This is a genomic window from Streptomyces sp. NPDC001508 (assembly GCF_040298665.1).
GTDB lineage: Bacteria > Actinomycetota > Actinomycetes > Streptomycetales > Streptomycetaceae > Streptomyces.
The window spans coordinates 52708-70536 of the sequence record NZ_JBEPAP010000035.1; the positions used below are offsets into that span (position 1 = coordinate 52708).

Genomic DNA, 17829 nt, shown 5'->3' on the forward strand with positions numbered 1-17829 from the left:
TGTCAGTCCCAGGAGCCCTGGACGGGCGGCAGCCGGGACAGTGCCGTCAGGTCGTCCGGGGTCAGCCGGACGGACGGGGCGCTCGCGTTCTCCGTCACCCAGCGTTCCCGCTTGGTCCCCGGCACCGTGACCACGTGCCGGCCCTGCGCCAGGGTCCAGGCCAGCGCCACCTGCGCCGGTGTGACATGTTCGCCGTGCCGCCGGGCCACCCGGCGCAGCCCGGCGACGATGGGCTGGTTGGCGGCCATCATCTCGGCAGTGAACCGCGGATGGCGGGCCCGCACGTCGTCCGGTTCGAAGCCCTCGCCCGGGGTCAGCGTGCCGGTCAGGAAGCCGTTGCCGAGCGGCATCGCGGCGAGGAAGCCGACGCCGCGGTCCGCGCACCAGGGCAGCAGCGCGTCCAGCGCCTCCGGCGACCACACCGACAGCTCCGCCTGCACCGCGCTCACCGGGAAGACCTGCTGGACGCGCCGGAGCTGGCGCAGCGTCGCGTCGTGCAGCCCGGTTCCCGAGCGGCGCCCGCCGCGCGCGCCCACCGCGCACAGGCCGAGCGCGCGGACCTTCCCGGCCCGGACCAGGTCCGCCATCGCGCCCCACGTCTCCTCGACGGGGACCTCGGGGTCGGCGCGATGCAGCTGGTACAGATCGATCACGTCGGTCTGCAGCCGGCGCAGCGACGCGTCGCACGCCCGCCGCACATACCCGGGGCGGCCGTTGGCCACGATGTGCTGGTCGCCCACCAGCAGCCCGACCTTGGTCGACACGAAGGCCTCCGCGCGCCGCTCCTTGAGGACCCGGCCGATCAGCAGTTCGTTGGTGAACGGGCCGTACATGTCGGCCGTGTCCAGGAGCGTGCAGCCGAGGTCCAGGGCCCGGTGCACGGCCCTGACCGACTCGTCCCCCCGCTGCCGCGACCCGCTGTACGCCCAGTTCATCGGCATGCAGCCGAGTCCGACGGCCCCCACCGCGAGCGCCCCCGCGCCGATCGTCCTGCGCTCCACCTGGTCGTGACCCTCCCTCTTCGGCCCCCAACCTAACCTCTGCCTGTTCACGAGCCTGACATAGCCTCCTGACCATGACTGCTGACGTATGGCTGCCCATCCCGCCGGAGGAGTTCGAGGGGCTTCCCGACGGGCCCGACTACCTGTTCTGGAACGGGGAGGAGGAGTTCCCCGCGGACCCGGCCGACTGCGCCTTCTACGTCGTCCCCTACATGAAACCCAGCGACGTCTGTGTCCGGCCGCTGCCGCGGATGAGCGGTGTGCAGGTCGTACAGACGCTGTCCGCGGGCATCGACCATGTGCAGCCGGGTATCGGGCAGTTGCACCCGGGCGTCCGGCTGTGCAATGCGCGCGGGGTGCACGAGGCGAGCACGGGCGAGCTGACGCTGGCACTGATACTCGCCTCGCTGCGCGGCATCCCGGACTTCGTGCGCGCCCAGGACAGGGGCGAGTGGCGCGGCGGGTTCCACCCGGCGCTCGCCGACAAGAACGTCCTCATAGTCGGTTACGGCTCCATCGGCGCGGCCATCGAAGACCGGCTCGCGCCATTTGAACTCGCGCGGGTGGCGCGCGTCGCGCGCTCCGGGCGCACCTCGGCGCGCGGTCCGGTGCATCCGCTCACCGAACTGCCCGCCCTGCTACCGGAAGCGGACGTCGTGGTCCTGTCCACGCCGCTGACCGAGACCACGCGGGGCCTCGTGGACGCCGACTTCCTCGCGCGGATGAAGGACGGAGCGCTGCTGGTCAACGTCGCGCGCGGACCCGTCGTCGACACCAAGGCGCTGCTCGCGGAGCTGGAGAGCGGCCGTATCACCGCCGCCCTGGACGTGACGGACCCGGAGCCGCTGCCGCCGGGCCATCCCCTGTGGCAGGCGCCCGGTGTGCTGATCAGCCCGCACGTGGGCGGGCCCACATCGGCCTTCCTGCCGCGCGCGAAACGGCTGCTGACGGACCAGTTGAGCCGTTTCGTGAACCGGGAGCCGCTGCGAAACGTGATCCTTACGACGGGCTCCACCCGCGCGTGAGGGTCGACATGGCAGGCGTGTAATCCGTTTCGGGTACCCTCCGCATCCTTCCGGACGCGGGGGGTACCTCTATCTCCGCGATCGTCACGGAGCGTAGAGAAGCTATGTCCCTGCGTGACGAGACTGGTGTATCGTCCCCGACAGGGGCTGCGCCGCGCACCGTTCGGCGCCAGGGATGAACATTTCAGAGATGTGAGGGGGGCGACGGGCGATGCACGGCCTATGGACGAACCATCCGACGCGGCGAGGCCGCCGACGGCGGCCCTGGCGCACGGCGGCGCACAGACGCGGCCATCACACCAGCCACCACCCCAGGCACAGCGGACGCAGGAGGCATGCGCACCGGGACCCCCGGGGCCCGGGAGCGGCACGGACCGGGAGGGACCGGTGAGTTCGCCGCCCACCGTGACGACCACCCCGCGCGGGGCGCTGCGCACGCAGCACCCGGCAGGGCCGCCGCTGCCCCGTCCGCCGGCCGTCGGCGGCGGGTCCAGCATGGTCCATCAGCTCGTTCTGGCCCTGGTGTGCGCGGGATACGCCGTCGGTTCCGCGCTCGACTGGGGTTCCAGCGAAATCGCGCTGATCATGGGGGACTTCGGACTCGCCGCGGCGGCGGGCTGCGCCGCGGTCTCGTGTCTCCTCTACGCCCACAGGCGCCAGGTCCGCTTTCGACCCGCCTGGATACTGTTCGCCCTCTCCTCGGCGATGGTGGCCCTGGGCAACACGGTCTGGGGGTGGTACGAGGTCGTGCTGCGGCGTCCCATGCCCAGCCCCAGCTTCGCCGACCTGTTCTTCCTGTGCTTCGCGCCGCCCGCCATCGTGGGCCTGCTGGTCCTCGCCAAGCGGCCGGTGTCGAAGGCGGGCTGGATGTGCCTGGCGCTGGACGCCTGGCTGATCGGCGGCTCGCTGCTCACCCTGTCCTGGAGTCTCGCGCTCGCGCAGGCCGCCAGGTTCGACGGGCCGAGCGTCGCGCACGCCGCGCTGTCACTCGCGTACCCGCTGCTCGACATCGCCCTGGTCAGCATGGTGCTCGCGCTGCACTTCCGACGCGCCCCGGGCAACCGCACGGCCGTCAACACGGCGATCGGAGCGCTCGCCCTGACCGTGATGTGCGACGCGCTGTTCACCTCGCCGCTGCTGCACAGCAATTACCGCTCCGGGCAGCTGCTCGACGCGGGCTGGTTCGCGGGTTCGCTGCTGCTCGCCTACGCGCCCTGGGCGGCGCCCTCGCGCCAGGGGCAGCACGAACCCGACCGGTCCGGCGGCGGGCACGCCCGCGCCGCCCACCGGCGTGCGACCGGGCCGCGGACCGGCGAGCCCGGCCAGCCGCCACTGCCCGGCCAGGGGGCCGAGCACAGCCGGTATCCGGCCGGCCGGCCGATCACCGGCTCGCTGGCCGCGCTCACCCCCTATCTGGCCGCCGCGGTGTGCACCCTGGGCATCCTGTACAACGTGCTCAACGGGCGCAGCCCCGACCACGTCGTACTCGTCACCGCCGGCTGCGTGGTGCTCGCGCTCGTCGTGCGCCAGGGCATCATGCTGCTCGACAACATCACCCTCACCCAGGAACTGGCGCAGAAGGAGAACCACTTCCGCTCCCTGGTACAGGGGTCGAGCGACGTCATCATGATCGCCGCGCCCGACGGCACCCTCCGGTACGTCTCCCCGGCCGCCGCCGGGGTCTACGGGCGGCCCGCGGAGGAACTGGTGGGCAGCGAACTGGCCGTGCTCATCCACCCGGAGGACCTGGGCTGTGTGGTGCACGAGGTGCGCCGCTTCCTCACCGCCAGCCCCCTCGAAGAACCCACCACCCGCATCGAGTGCCGCTTCCGGTCCGGCGACGGCGGCTGGCTCAACGTCGAGTCGACCGTCAACCGTCACCACGGCGGCCTCATCTTCAACAGCCGGGACGTGACCGAAAGAGTGCGGCTGCAGGCACAACTGCAGCACAGCGCGGAACACGACGCGCTCACCGACCTGCCCAACCGCGCCCTGTTCACCCGGCGTGTGCAGCAGGCCCTGTCCGGCCGCCGTGCCTCCGACCGCGCCGCCGCCCTGCACGGCACGGCCGTCCTCTTCATCGACCTGGACGGTTTCAAGGCCGTCAACGACACGATCGGACACCAGGCCGGGGACGAACTGCTCGTCCAGGCCGCCCGCAGACTCCAGGACGCGGTCCGGCAGGGGGACACCGCGGCCCGGCTGGGCGGCGACGAGTTCGCGGCCCTGATCATCGGGGACGGCGTCCAGGACCGCGGCGCCCGGGAGCGGAACATCCTGGAACTGGCCGACCGCCTCAGGACCACCCTCTCCCAGCCCTACCTCATCGACGGCAATGATGTCCGGGTCAACGCCTCCATCGGGGTCGCCTTCGCCGAACCGGGCCTCGGCGCGGGCGAGTTGCTGCGCAACGCCGATCTGGCGATGTACCGGGCGAAGTCGGCGGGCAAGGGCCGCGTCGAGCTGTACCGACCGCAGATGCAGCAGGACGTCGTGCGCAAGGCGGAGCTGGCCACCCGGCTGCGCGCCGCGCTGCACGACGGCGAGTTCACGCTGCTGCACCAGCCGGTGGTGTGCCTCGGCAGCGGCCGCGTCATGTCGGCCTCCGCACAGGCACGCTGGCGCTCCTCCCAGGGGGTGCTGTTCACACCGGCCGAGTTCCTGCGGGTGGCCGAGGACAGCGACCGGACCTCGGAGCTGGACCGCTGGATCCTGGAGGAGGCGGTATCCCAGGCCGCCGAGCGGGCCGCGACCGGACTCGCCGTACCCGTGGCAGTGCGGATGTCCGCGCGGCGGCTGCTGGACCGGTCGATGCCGCTCGGCTCGGTGGAGGCCCTGCTGACCCGGCACGGGCTGCCGTCGGGGTCGCTGCTGATCGAGCTGGCGGACACCGATCCCCGGGTCTCCCTGGACGAGCTGGAGCGCCGGCTCGGCGCGCTCAGGCGGTTGGGCGTGCGGATCGCTCTGGACGGCTTCGGCAACGGCTACGCGGCGATCACGGCCCTGCGCAGACTCCCCGTCGACGTGCTGAAACTCGACCGCAGCCTGGTCGAGGGCGTCGTCGAGTCCGCGCGGCTGCACAAGATCACCAGTGGGCTGCTGCGGATCGCCACCGACCTCGGGCTGCAGTCCGTGGCCGACGGCGTGGATCTTCCGGAGCAGGTCGTGGCGTTGCGCGCGATGGGCTGCACCCATGGGCAGGGCATGGCGTTCGCCGGGCCACTGGACGAGTACCGGCTGCGCCGGGCGCTCGGATCCGGCCATTATCCGGTGCCGCACGGACCGGCCGAACCGGCGTTCGCGGGCGGCGCGAGGGAGCCGAGCGGGCGCGTCGGGATCGAGGGCACCTGGGTGTCCACCCGCCCGGCCGAGGCCGAGAGCGGGGGAGCACGGATGCCCGAAGGGCTGAGCACGGTCGTGGCCTCGCCCCCGACTGCGGCGCCCCGGAGGTGAACGAGTGAGGAAAGGGCACGCGGTGGCGTCCGCAGATGGTGTGTCCGCCGTGTCCGGAGACGGACGTGGCCTAGGCTCACATGATGAGACTCCCGTCCCACTCACTTGACACGCGGTGCGTGCCGGGGGGAGGGTCGGTGCCATGCGCACCCGAATTCTCGTACTTGGACAGCGCGTCGGCTGAGCTGGGACCCACCGGAGGACGATCCGGAAATCCCAGCGACCTCACCGGCGCGCTCCCCTCGCTTGCCCTACGGCACGAGGGGTTTTTTGTTGCACGGGCACCTGCCGTACAGCAGATCTACACCGCACAAACCTCGCAAAAACCCTCAGCATCGAGAAGAGAATGCCGATGACCGAGCAGGCCACCGGGGCCCATCATCCGCAGCCGCGGCCCCGTTCCGGAGGACAGCAGTCCGCGACCGTCGAGCACGTCACGGGTGCGCAGTCCCTCATCCGCTCGCTTGAGGAGGTCGGGGCCGACACCGTATTCGGCATTCCCGGCGGTGCGATCCTGCCCGCGTACGACCCGCTGATGGACTCCACCCGGGTCCGTCATGTGCTGGTCCGCCATGAGCAGGGTGCCGGGCACGCGGCCACGGGGTACGCGCAGGCGACCGGCAAGGTCGGCGTGTGCATGGCCACCTCGGGCCCCGGCGCCACCAACCTGGTCACGCCGATCGCCGACGCGCACATGGACTCCGTCCCGCTGGTCGCGATCACCGGCCAGGTCGCCTCCAAGGCGATCGGCACGGACGCCTTCCAGGAGGCCGACATCGTCGGCATCACCATGCCGATCACCAAGCACAACTTCCTGGTCACCGACCCCCAGGACATCCCGCGGGTGATCGCGCAGGCGTTCCACATCGCCTCCACCGGCCGCCCGGGCCCGGTCCTCGTGGACATCGCCAAGGACGCCCTCCAGACCCGGACCACCTTCTCCTGGCCGCCGGTCATGGACCTGCCCGGCTACCGCCCGGTGACCAAGCCGCACGCCAAGCAGATCCGCGAGGCGGCCAAGCTGATCACTGCCGCTGGGCGCCCCGTCCTGTACGTCGGCGGCGGCGTCCTCAAGGCGCAGGCCACGGCCGAGCTGAAGGTCCTCGCGGAACTCACCGGCGCGCCCGTCACCACCACCCTGATGGCGCTCGGCGCGTTCCCCGACAGCCACCCGCAGCACCTGGGCATGCCGGGCATGCATGGATCGGTGGCCGCCGTCACGGCTCTGCAGAAGGCCGACCTGATCGTCGCCCTCGGAGCCCGCTTCGACGACCGCGTCACCGGCAAGCTGGACAGCTTCGCCCCGCACGCCAAGATCGTCCACGCCGACATCGACCCCGCGGAGATCGGCAAGAACCGCGCCGCCGACGTGCCGATCGTCGGTGACGCCCGCGAGGTCATCGCCGACCTGATCCAGGCCGTGCAGAAGGAGCACAGCGAGGGCCACACGGGCGACTACACCGCCTGGTGGAACGACCTCGACCGCTGGCGCGAGGCCTACCCGCTGGGCTACGACCAGCCCGCCGACGGCTCGCTCTCCCCGCAGCAGGTCATCGAGCGGATCGGCCGGCTGGCGCCGGAGGGAACGATCTTCGCGGCGGGCGTCGGCCAGCACCAGATGTGGGCGGCGCACTTCATCGAGTACGACAAGCCCGCCACCTGGCTGAACTCCGGCGGCGCCGGAACCATGGGCTACGCGGTCCCGGCCGCGATGGGCGCCAAGGCCGGCCGGCCCGACCGCACCGTCTGGGCGATCGACGGCGACGGCTGCTTCCAGATGACCAATCAGGAGCTGACCACCTGCGCCCTGAACAACATCCCGATCAAGGTCGCCATCATCAACAACGGCGCCCTCGGGATGGTCCGCCAGTGGCAGACGCTGTTCTACAACCAGCGCTACTCCAACACCATCCTGCACTCCGGCCCCGCCGGAGTGAACGGCGACTCCGCCACCGGCGCCGCCGCGCAGCCGAGTGCCGGCACCCGCGTCCCCGACTTCGTGAAGCTCTCCGAGGCGATGGGCTGCTACGCGATCCGCTGCGAGTCCCCGGAGGACCTGGACAAGGTCATCGAGGAGGCGAACGCGGTCAACGACCGCCCGGTCGTCGTCGACTTCATCGTCCACGAGGACGCGATGGTCTGGCCGATGGTCGCCGCCGGCACCTCCAACGACGAGATCATGGCCGCCCGGGACGTCCGCCCCGACTTCGGCGACAACGAAGACGACTGAGCGAGGAAGAGCACACACACATGTCCAAGCACACGCTCTCCGTCCTGGTGGAGAACACACCGGGCATCCTCGCCCGGATCGCCGCGCTGTTCTCCCGCCGCGGCTTCAACATCGACTCGCTCGCGGTCGGCGTCACCGAACACCCCGACATCTCCCGCATCACCATCGTGGTGGGCGTCGAGGAACTGCCGCTGGAGCAGGTGACCAAGCAGCTCAACAAGCTCGTCAACGTCCTGAAGATCGTCGAACTGGAGCCCTCGCAGGCGGTGCAGCGCGAACTCGTCCTGGTGAAGGTGCGCGCCGACAACGAGACGCGCTCCCAGATCGTCGAGATCGTCCAGCTGTTCCGCGCGAAGACGGTCGACGTCTCCCCGGAGGCCGTGACCGTCGAGGCCACCGGGTCCGGCGAGAAACTGACCGCCATGCTCAAGATGCTGGAGCCGTTCGGCATCAAGGAGCTGGTCCAGTCCGGCACCATCGCGATCGGGCGCGGCGCCCGCTCCATCACGGACCGGTCGCTGCGCGCACTCGACCGGTCGGCCTGACAAGGCATTGGGGCGGCCGGGGGAACCCGGCCGCCCGTATGCCGAGACCCCGAATCGTCCTTCCCCCTCACCGTCATACGGTGGAAGCACCACCTGCACACAAGGAGAGAACCCAAAGTGGCCGAGCTGTTCTACGACGCTGACGCCGACCTGTCCATCATCCAGGGCCGCAAGGTCGCGGTCATCGGCTACGGCAGCCAGGGCCACGCGCACGCCCTGTCGCTGCGCGACTCGGGTGTCGACGTCCGGGTCGGTCTGCACGAGGGCTCCAAGTCCCGGGCGAAGGCCGAGGAGCAGGGGCTGCGCGTGGTGACGCCCGCGGAGGCCGCCGCCGAGGCCGACGTCATCATGATCCTGGTGCCGGACCCGATCCAGGGCCAGGTCTACGAGGAGTCCATCGCCCCGAACCTGAAGGACGGCGACGCGCTGTTCTTCGGCCACGGCTTCAACATCCGCTTCGGTTTCATCAAGCCCCCGGCCGGCGTGGACGTGTGCATGGTCGCGCCGAAGGGCCCGGGCCACCTGGTGCGCCGCCAGTACGAGGAGGGCCGCGGCGTCCCCTGCATCGTGGCCGTCGAGCAGGACGCCTCCGGGAACGCCTTCGCGCTGGCCCTGTCGTACGCCAAGGGCATCGGCGGCACCCGCGCGGGCGTCATCAAGACGACCTTCACCGAGGAGACCGAGACCGACCTGTTCGGTGAGCAGGCCGTTCTGTGCGGTGGCACCGCGGCCCTGGTCAAGGCGGGCTTCGAGACGCTGACCGAGGCCGGCTACCAGCCGGAGATCGCCTACTTCGAGTGCCTGCACGAGCTGAAGCTGATCGTGGACCTCATGTACGAGGGCGGCCTGGAGAAGATGCGCTGGTCGATCTCGGAGACCGCCGAGTGGGGCGACTACGTCACCGGCCCGCGGATCATCACCGACGCCACCAAGGCCGAGATGAAGAAGGTCCTCGCCGAGATCCAGGACGGCTCCTTCGCCGCGAACTGGATGGAGGAGTACCACGGCGGTCTGAAGAAGTACAACGAGTACAAGAAGCAGGACTCCGAGCATCTGCTGGAGACCACCGGCAAGCAGCTGCGCAAGCTGATGAGCTGGGTGAACGAGGAGGCGTAAGCCTCATGGGACGGGGCCGGGGCGGATCGCTCCGGCCCCGTTGTCCATTCCGTCCGACCCCGGACGGGTGATCCTTCCGCACAGGCGCAGAACGGCCTTCGCCACGCCACTACACTTCTGCACAACAACGCGTCAGGCCCACAGCGTCGTGCGTCTTCCGCGGCTAGCCCCCTCTCCTCCGCCTGCGGCCGTCGGGACGGCCGTCCGCACGCTTTGGACTTGTGAGGACTCACGTGAGCTCGAAACCTGTCGTACTCATCGCCGAAGAGCTGTCGCCCGCGACCGTGGACGCGCTCGGCCCCGACTTCGAGATCCGGCACTGCAACGGCGCGGACCGAGCCGAACTGCTCTCCGCCATCGCCGATGTGGACGCGATCCTGATCCGCTCCGCCACCAAGGTCGACGCCGAGGCCATCGCCGCCGCGCACCAGCTGAAGGTCGTCGCACGAGCCGGCGTCGGCCTGGACAACGTCGACGTCTCCGCCGCCACCAAGGCAGGCGTGATGGTCGTCAACGCCCCCACCTCCAACATCGTCACCGCGGCCGAGCTGGCCTGCGGTCTGATCCTCGCCACCGCCCGCAACATCCCGCAGGCCAACGCCGCGCTGAAGAACGCCGAGTGGAAGCGCAGCAAGTACACGGGTGTCGAGCTGGCCGAGAAGACCCTCGGCGTCGTGGGCCTCGGCCGTATCGGCGCGCTCGTCGCGCAGCGCATGTCCGCCTTCGGCATGAAGGTCGTCGCGTACGACCCCTACGTCCAGCCCGCCCGGGCCGCCCAGATGGGCGTCAAGGTGCTGTCCCTGGACGAGCTGCTCGAAGTGTCCGACTTCATCACCGTGCACCTGCCGAAGACCCCCGAGACCCTCGGGCTGATCGGCGAGGAGGCGCTGCACAAGGTCAAGCCGAACGTCCGCATCGTCAACGCGGCGCGCGGCGGCATCGTCGACGAGGAGGCGCTGTACGCGGCGCTGAAGGAGGGCCGGGTCGCCGGCGCCGGCCTCGACGTCTACGCCAAGGAACCGTGCACGGACTCCCCGCTGTTCCAGTTCGACCAGGTCGTGTGCACGCCGCACCTCGGCGCCTCCACCGACGAGGCCCAGGAGAAGGCGGGCATCGCGGTCGCCAAATCGGTGCGCCTTGCCCTCGCCGGCGAGCTGGTCCCGGACGCGGTGAATGTGCAGGGCGGTGTCATCGCCGAGGACGTCAAGCCGGGCCTGCCGCTCGCCGAGCGCCTCGGCCGGATCTTCACCGCGCTGTCCGGCGAGGTCGCCGTCCGGCTCGACGTCGAGGTGTACGGCGAGATCACCCAGCACGATGTGAAGGTGCTGGAGCTGAGCGCGCTCAAGGGTGTCTTCGAGGATGTCGTCGCCGAGACGGTGTCGTATGTGAACGCGCCGCTGTTCGCCCAGGAGCGGGGCGTCGAGGTGCGCCTGACCACCAGCTCCGAGTCGGCGGACCACCGCAACGTGGTCACCGTGCGCGGCACGCTCGCGGGCGGCGAGGAGGTGTCGGTCTCCGGCACGCTGGCCGGCCCGAAGAACGTACAGAAGATCGTCGCCGTCGGTGAGTACGACGTCGACCTCGCGCTCGCCGACCACATGGTGGTGCTGCGGTACGAGGACCGTCCGGGTGTCGTCGGCACCGTCGGCCGCATCCTCGGCGAGGCGGGCATCAACATCGCTGGCATGCAGGTGGCCCGCGCCACGGTGGGCGGCGCGGCCCTGGCCGTGCTGACCGTGGACGACACGGTGGGCGCGGGTGTGCTGGCGGAGGTCGCGGCGGAGATCGGTGCGACGTCCGCCCGCTCGGTGAACCTGGTCTGAGCCCGTCGAACCGCCGGCCGGGCCGCGCCCATCGCCCGCCCGGCGGTCACCAGCCCCAACAGCACCCGACGCCGCAGCCCGGCGACCGACACCTACCGCTGCTGCCTGACGCTGCACACCCCCCGCTGACCACGGCTTCGTAGGCACCCGCCCACCGCGGCATGGCCACCGCTCCGCCGGACCGCCGCCCAACGCCCGCCGCCCGGCGACCGCCGCCGCGGCTGTCGCCCACTGTCGCCGTCTGCGCGCTGTCCGGCGACCGGGCGTCCTGTGGCCGTCGCTCGGTGGCGGCCGTCAGCCGCCCGCCGCCGTAGCCTGCTCGCAGTCCGGCGACCGCTGCCCCGCTGCTGCCTGCCGCCCGGCCACTGCCGCTGCTCGCCGCCGTCCGGAGGCGGTCCCGTGGCCGCTGCCGCTGCCTGCCGCCCGGCGTCCGCCGTGGCGTGGTCGTCGCTCGGTGGCGCCGTCCGCCGACCGCTGCCGCAGGCCGTCGCCTGCCGTCTGTCGCCTGGCGGCCGCTGCCCGGCCGCCGCCGCAGCCTGCCGGCTGTCGTCCGTCGCCTGCCGCCCGGTGGCCGGCTGCAGCTGCCCGGCCGCTGCTGTCGCCCGGCCGCTGTCCGACGGTCGTTGTGCGCCTGGCTGCCGTTCAGCGGCGCTCGTCCGGTGGGTGGCTGCTTGTAGTCGTCGGTGGGGCTAGAGGTGTGCTGCCTTCAGGGTCATGTGGAGGAGGAGGCGGTGTTCGCCGTTGGTCAGGTCCAGGCCCGTCAGGTGCTCGACCCGGGACAGGCGGTAGTAGAGGGTCTGGCGGTGGATGCCCAGTTCGGCCGCCGTGCGTCCGGCCTGGCCCGCGCAGTCGAGGAACACCTCCGTGGTGCGGGCCAGCTCATGGTGGGCGGGGGCGAGCAGCGGGGCGACCGCCGGATCGCGCGCCACCTCGTGCGGCAGGGCGGTCAGCAGCCGGTACGGCCCGATGTGCGCCCATTCGGCCACCGGCCCGAGCCCCGGTTCGGCCAGCGCCGCGCGGGCCGCCCCGACCGCCTCCCGCCAGGCGGCCCCCAGCTCGGCGAGCCCCGTGCGGGCGGCCGCGACCCCGGCCGCTCGCCTCAGGTTCGCGGCGTTTGACGCGCCGCCCCTGCCGCGCCGCCTGCCGCCCGCCCGCTCCAGCAGCCGTCCCGCCGCCGACACCGCGGCCCCCACGGTGTCCGTCGACCGTAGCCGCACCAGCAGCGCGAGCGACTGCTCGGCGGAGCCCCAGGGCACCGTGCACAACGCGGTCGCGCCCGGCAGCGTACGGACCGAAAGGGCGTCGGACGGGTCGGCCGACGGCCAGGGGGCCACGCACACCACCGTGTGCGGGCCGTCCGACCGGGCGCCCAGGGCGGTACGCAGCTCCGCGACCGCCATGTCCGCCTGCCACCCCCGCTCCGCGGTCAGCGCCGCCCGCAGCTCCCGGGTCAGGTCGGCCCCGGCCTGCGCCTCGTCCGCGAGCAGCGCGCCGATCCGCGTGGTGACCGTCATCGCCGCGGCCAGCTGCCGCTCGCTCGGGCCGGGATCGTCGTCCAGGAGCCAGACGTAGCCGAGGACGACACCTCGATGGCGTACCGGCAGGCAGATGCGGCCCCGGTACACCCCGGCCTCCGGGGTGCGCGGGATGCGTACCGGTCCGGTCGCCCGGGTGATGCCGAAGCCCTCGAACCAGGCGCGGACCGCCGCCGTCGAACGCCGGGTCAGTATCGACCGGGCGCGGACCGGGTCGAGCGCCGACGCGTCCAGCTCGCCCTCGCTGTCGTACGCGCCGAAGGCGATCAGCTCGAAGTCGCGGTTCTCCAGGGTCGCCGGCGCGCCCAGCAGCTCCGAGATCTCGTCCACCAGCTCCTGGTAGTCACCCTTGTAATCCGCCGCCACCCGGGTATTCTCCCGCATTTCCCGGCTGCCTTCATACATCTGTCTGAGATCCGGTGAGCGGATGCGTGACAGCTGTCGATGGCCGACGATCGGAGGGATCCTTAGGTTTCACGGTGGTTCTCCGTGCCGTACCCGATTCGTCGGCCGACGGCCCATTGGTGCTTTGTTGTGGAGGTGCCCCGTGCTGGGTCCCGTCATTCTCGCCGCGTCACGCAGCGACCGGATGCGCCGCCTGATCTCGGCGGCCCCGGTGACCAAGCAGGTCGTCGACCGCTTCATCCCCGGCGAGACCGTGGACGACATCGTGCCCGTCATAGAGGACCTGACCGCCAAGGGCCTCGAACTGACCCTGGACGTCGTGGGCGAGGACATCACCACGGCCGAGCAGGCCACCGCGGCCCGGGACGCCTATCTGGCACTGACCGACCGGCTGGCGGAGCTGGAACTCGGCCGGAAGGCCGAGATGTCCGTCAAGCTCTCCATGTTCGGCCAGTCCCTCGACGGCGGCCATGAACTGGCCCTGAAGAACGTGCGGTCCGTCGTCGAGGCCGCATCCGCCATCGGCACCACCGTCACGCTCGACGCCGAGGACCACACCACCCTCGACTCGATGTTCGCGATCCACGAGGAACTGCGGAAGGACTTCCCGCGGACCGGCTGTGTCATCCAGTCCTACCTCTTCCGCACCGAGGCCGACGCCCGCAGGCTCGCCGCGAGCGGCAGCCGGGTACGGCTCGTGAAGGGCGCCTACAAGGAGCCCGCCGAGGTCGCCTACCAGCAGAAGCACGAGATCGACAAGGCGTATGTGCGGATTCTGCGGACACTGATGGACGGCGCGGGGTACCCGATGATCGGGTCCCATGACCCGCGGCTGATCTCCATCACCCAGGAACTCGCGCGCAAGGCCGGCCGCAAGCTGGACGAGTACGAGTTCCAGATGCTCTACGGCATCCGCAGCGAGGAGCACCTGCGGCTCGCCGCCGAGGGTCACCGCATGCGCGTCTACACCGCCTACGGCACCGACTGGTACGGCTACTTCATGCGGCGCCTCGCCGAGAAGCCGGCCAACCTGCGCTTCTTCGCCCGCTCGATGGCCAGCAAGGGCTGAGCCCGCATCCCCCGCTCGCAACACCGCTCACGTCAAGGAGTAACGGATCCCATGGACGCTGTGACCCAGGTCCCCACCCCCGTCAACGAGCCGGTGCACGGCTACGCCCCCGGCTCGCCCGAGCGCGCCCGTCTGGAGGCCAGGCTCAAGGAGCTGGCCGAGAACCCGATCGACCTGCCGATGACCATCGGCGGCGAGCAGCGGATGGGCGGCGGCGAGCCCTTCCAGGTCGTCCAGCCGCACCACCACAAGGCGGTCATCGGCACGCTCCGCAACGCCACCCGGCAGGACGCCCAGGACGCCATCGACGCCGCCCTGGCCGCCGCGCCCGCCTGGCGTGCCCTGTCCTTCGACGACCGGGCCGCGATCATCCTGCGCGCCGCCGAGCTGCTGGCCGGCCCGTGGCGCGAGACGATCGCCGCCTCCACCATGCTCGGCCAGTCGAAGACCGCCCAGCAGGCCGAGATCGACACCCCGTGCGAGCTGGTCGACTTCTGGCGGTTCAACGTCCACTACGCCCGCCGGATCCTGGCCGAGCAGCCACCGGCCAACTCCCCGGGCGTGTGGAACCGTCTCGACCACCGCCCGCTGGAGGGCTTCGTCTACGCGATCACCCCGTTCAACTTCTCGGCGATCGCGGGCAACCTGCCCACCGCGCCCGCGCTGATGGGCAACGTCGTCGTGTGGAAGCCGTCCCCGACCCAGACCCACGCCGCCGTGCTGCTGATGCGGCTGCTGGAGGAGGCCGGACTGCCCAAGGGCGTCATCAACCTCGTCACCGGCGACGGCATCGAGGTCTCCGAGGTCGCCCTCGCCCACCGCGACCTGGCCGGCATCCACTTCACCGGCTCCACCAGGACCTTCCAGTACCTGTGGAAGACGGTCGGCGAGAACATCGAGAAGTACCGCTCCTACCCGCGGCTGGTCGGCGAGACCGGCGGCAAGGACTTCCTGGTCGCCCATCCGAGCGCCGACCGCGCGGTGCTGAAGACCGCCCTGACCCGGGGTGCCTTCGAGTACCAGGGGCAGAAGTGCTCGGCCACCTCCCGCGCCTACATCCCGGCGTCCCTGTGGAACTCCGGCTTCAAGGAGGAGTTCGCGGCCGAGGTCGACCACCTCACCATGGGCGACGTCACCGATCTGGCGAACTTCATCGGCGCCGTGATCGACGAGCGTGCCTTCGCCAAGAACAAGGCCGCGATCGACCGCGCCCGGCAGGACCCGGCCTGCACGATCGTCGCGGGCGGCTCCTACGACGACTCGGTCGGCTACTTCGTCCGTCCCACCGTCATCGAGTGCACCGACCCGGAGAACGAGGTCTTCCGCACCGAGTACTTCGGCCCGGTCCTCGCCGTCCACGTCTACGACGACAGCTCCCCCCAGAAGTACGGCGAGATGCTGGCCCAGATGGAATCGGTCTCCGACTACGCCCTCACGGGCTCGGTCATCGCCAACGACCGTGCGGCGGCGGCGTACACGATGGACAAGCTCCGCTACGCCGCGGGCAACTTCTACATCAACGACAAGTCGACCGGGGCCGTGGTCGGCCAGCAGCCCTTCGGCGGCGGCCGTGCCTCCGGCACCAACGACAAGGCCGGCGCCCCGCAGAACCTGCTGCGCTGGACCTCGACCCGCGCCATCAAGGAGACGCTGGTCGCGCCGACCGACCACACGTACCCGCACATGGGCTGACGCCAGGTCGTCGGACGACGGGCCGGGAAGCCGAACCACGGGTTTCCGGCCCGTTCGCGTACCCGCGCACCGCACACTGGCCTCATGGACGACACGGAGACGATCACCACCGACGACGGAGTACGGCTGTGGGCCTTGCGGTCGGGGCCGGGCGACCCGTTGGTGCTGTGTCACGGCGGCCCCGGGCTGTGGGACATGTTCGCGGACGTGGCGCGGCTGCTGACCGACGTGACGGCGGTCGTCCGCTGGGACCAGCGCGGCTGCGGACGTTCGGAGCGCATCGACGGGCCCTGGACGACCGAGCGCTTCGTGGCCGATCTGGACGCCGTACGACGGCACTTCGGGCTGGAGCGGATGGCGCTGCTCGGTCATTCCTGGGGCGCGCAACTGGCGTTGAGCTATGCACTGGCCCATCCGGAGCGGGTGCGGACGCTGGTGTACGTGGCCGGTACGGGGATCGGGCCGGCGGCGGACTGGAAGGACGCCTACGAGCACAACCTCCTCACCCGGCTCGGCGAGCGTCCCGAACGGCTCGCCCGCTGGCGTGAGGTGCCGGACGAGTCCCGGGAACACGCGGTGCTCCAGTGGTCGACCGACTTCGCGGACCGGGAGCGGGCGTTGGAACACGCCGAGCGCATGGCCGACCCCTGGTTCCCGATCAACTTCGCGTGCAACCGGGCCCTCGGCGACGAGACGAAACGCAGCTGGGGGACCCCCGCGCTGTACACCGCCTGCACGGCCTTGGACGTGCCCACCCTGATCGTCGACGGCGCGCACGACATCCGTCCGCGCACCGCCGTGGACTCCCTGGAGCGGGCCCTGCCCCGGGTCCGCCGAGTGGCCCTGCCGGACGCCGGGCACCTGCCGTGGGCCGAGGACCCCGACGGTTTCCGGACGGCGGTCGCCGACGCGCTGACCGTGCCCGGCCGGAGCGCCGATGATTGACGCATGACCTTCACCCTGCGTACCGCCCATACCGCGGAGCTGGCTCCCGAGGAGCTGCGTGCCATCCGCTCTCTTCTGCACGACGGTTTCGCGGGCGACTTCGAGGACGCCGACTTCGAGCATGCGCTGGGCGGCATGCACGCCCTGGTGCATGACGCGGACGGCATCGTCGCGCACGGCTCGGTCGTCATGCGCCGGGCACGGCACCGCGGGCGATGGCTGCGCGTCGGGTACGTCGAGGCCGTCGTGGTACGGCCCGCCGTGCGCCGCCGGGGCCTGGGCGGGCAGGTGATGGGCGCCCTGGAACGGGTGGTCGACCGGGCGTACGACCTCGGCGCGCTGTCGGCGAGCGAGGAGGGCGCCCTGCTCTACGGGCCCCGCGGCTGGCGGCTCTGGACCGGCCGGATCCACGCCCTCTCGCCGGACGGGATCGTACGGCTCGCGGACGAGGAGGGCGGCCTCCTGGTGCGCTCCGCGCCGGCCGCACCGCCCGACCCCGATCACGAACTGGTCTTCGACTGGCGCGACGGGGATGTGCTCTGACCCCCGGACGACGAAACCGCAGGTCACAGGGGTGGCACTCGGTCCGCCGTCTCAGATAGTAGGAAGTCCGACTAATTATGGAGACAGAAGCGCGATCCCCCCTTAGTTTTGTAGGAGCCGAACGTCTCGCTCGATCCAGCGAATGGCGGTCGTGAGCCGGGCCCGTGCAGGCAACCCCTGCGGCACCGCTCCCTGCCCCTCCGGCGTCTCGTAACCCCCTTTTTTTCCGTACTCCAGGTGTATCTCGAAGGAGTCGATCCCCATGGCCGAGACGACCGTCCGCCGCCGAGTCCGCCACGTGTCCCGCACGAGCGAGTCCGACCGCAAGAACGCCGCCGCCGCCCTCCAGCGCGCCCTCGACCGCCGCGACAACGGCGGCCAGACGGGCCACTGAACCGGGCCCGCGCGGCGCGCATGACACCCCAGTGGCCGGGAGCCGCACCCGCA

At 71.2% G+C, this 17829-nt stretch carries 13 protein-coding genes; 11 read left to right on the forward strand and 2 right to left on the reverse strand.

Features of this window, described 5'->3' with window-relative positions:
• Positions 1–2: 2 nt before the first annotated feature.
• Complete coding sequence (locus ABT245_RS27505; RefSeq protein WP_351738149.1) at positions 3–1001, reverse strand: aldo/keto reductase; 999 nt, start codon at positions 999–1001, stop codon at positions 3–5.
• 74 nt (positions 1002–1075) lie between these two features.
• Here ABT245_RS27505 and ABT245_RS27510 point away from each other — a divergent pair, with 74 nt between their 5' ends.
• From ABT245_RS27510 to serA, 6 genes are all read left to right on the forward strand, one after another.
• Positions 1076–2026, forward strand: a complete 951-nt coding sequence (locus ABT245_RS27510) for a 2-hydroxyacid dehydrogenase (protein WP_351738152.1) — start codon at positions 1076–1078, stop codon at positions 2024–2026.
• A 387-nt stretch (positions 2027–2413) separates the two neighbouring features.
• A complete protein-coding gene (locus tag ABT245_RS27515; RefSeq protein ID WP_351738154.1) occupies positions 2414–5479 on the forward strand; it encodes a putative bifunctional diguanylate cyclase/phosphodiesterase in 3066 nt (1021 codons plus the stop codon).
• A gap of 352 nt (positions 5480–5831) precedes the next feature.
• Positions 5832–7709, forward strand: coding sequence for an acetolactate synthase large subunit (locus ABT245_RS27520; RefSeq protein ID WP_351738157.1), 1878 nt, complete (start codon positions 5832–5834; stop codon positions 7707–7709).
• Positions 7710–7729: 20 nt separating this feature from the next.
• The gene (gene ilvN, locus ABT245_RS27525) at positions 7730–8254 is read left to right on the forward strand and encodes an acetolactate synthase small subunit (protein ID WP_351738160.1); all 525 of its coding nucleotides are present in this window, start codon (positions 7730–7732) and stop codon (positions 8252–8254) included.
• 117 nt (positions 8255–8371) lie between these two features.
• Positions 8372–9370, forward strand: coding sequence for a ketol-acid reductoisomerase (ilvC, locus tag ABT245_RS27530; protein WP_351738163.1), 999 nt, complete (start codon positions 8372–8374; stop codon positions 9368–9370).
• A 233-nt stretch (positions 9371–9603) separates the two neighbouring features.
• Positions 9604–11193 (forward strand): phosphoglycerate dehydrogenase, encoded by a 1590-nt coding sequence (serA, locus tag ABT245_RS27535; RefSeq protein ID WP_351738166.1) that lies wholly within the window; start codon positions 9604–9606, stop codon positions 11191–11193.
• Positions 11194–11882: 689 nt separating this feature from the next.
• On the opposite strand, the gene ABT245_RS27540 is transcribed toward serA, so the two are convergent.
• Positions 11883–13112 carry a PucR family transcriptional regulator gene (locus ABT245_RS27540; protein ID WP_351738169.1) on the reverse strand — a complete coding sequence of 410 codons (1230 nt, stop codon included), beginning with the start codon at positions 13110–13112 and terminating at the stop codon, positions 11883–11885.
• A gap of 163 nt (positions 13113–13275) precedes the next feature.
• Between ABT245_RS27540 and ABT245_RS27545 the strand changes: the two genes are divergently transcribed.
• The 5 genes from ABT245_RS27545 (at position 13276) to ABT245_RS27565 (ending at position 17776) form a co-directional block, all read left to right on the forward strand.
• Complete coding sequence (locus ABT245_RS27545) at positions 13276–14202, forward strand: proline dehydrogenase family protein (RefSeq protein WP_351738172.1); 927 nt, start codon at positions 13276–13278, stop codon at positions 14200–14202.
• Positions 14203–14253: 51 nt separating this feature from the next.
• A complete protein-coding gene (pruA, locus tag ABT245_RS27550; RefSeq protein WP_351738174.1) occupies positions 14254–15894 on the forward strand; it encodes an L-glutamate gamma-semialdehyde dehydrogenase in 1641 nt (546 codons plus the stop codon).
• A gap of 84 nt (positions 15895–15978) precedes the next feature.
• The gene (locus ABT245_RS27555; protein WP_351738176.1) at positions 15979–16839 is read left to right on the forward strand and encodes an alpha/beta fold hydrolase; all 861 of its coding nucleotides are present in this window, start codon (positions 15979–15981) and stop codon (positions 16837–16839) included.
• 3 nt (positions 16840–16842) lie between these two features.
• A complete protein-coding gene (locus tag ABT245_RS27560) occupies positions 16843–17382 on the forward strand; it encodes a GNAT family N-acetyltransferase (RefSeq protein ID WP_351738178.1) in 540 nt (179 codons plus the stop codon).
• 262 nt (positions 17383–17644) lie between these two features.
• The gene (locus ABT245_RS27565) at positions 17645–17776 is read left to right on the forward strand and encodes a hypothetical protein (RefSeq protein ID WP_086025501.1); all 132 of its coding nucleotides are present in this window, start codon (positions 17645–17647) and stop codon (positions 17774–17776) included.
• The last annotated feature ends 53 nt before the right edge of the window (positions 17777–17829 follow it).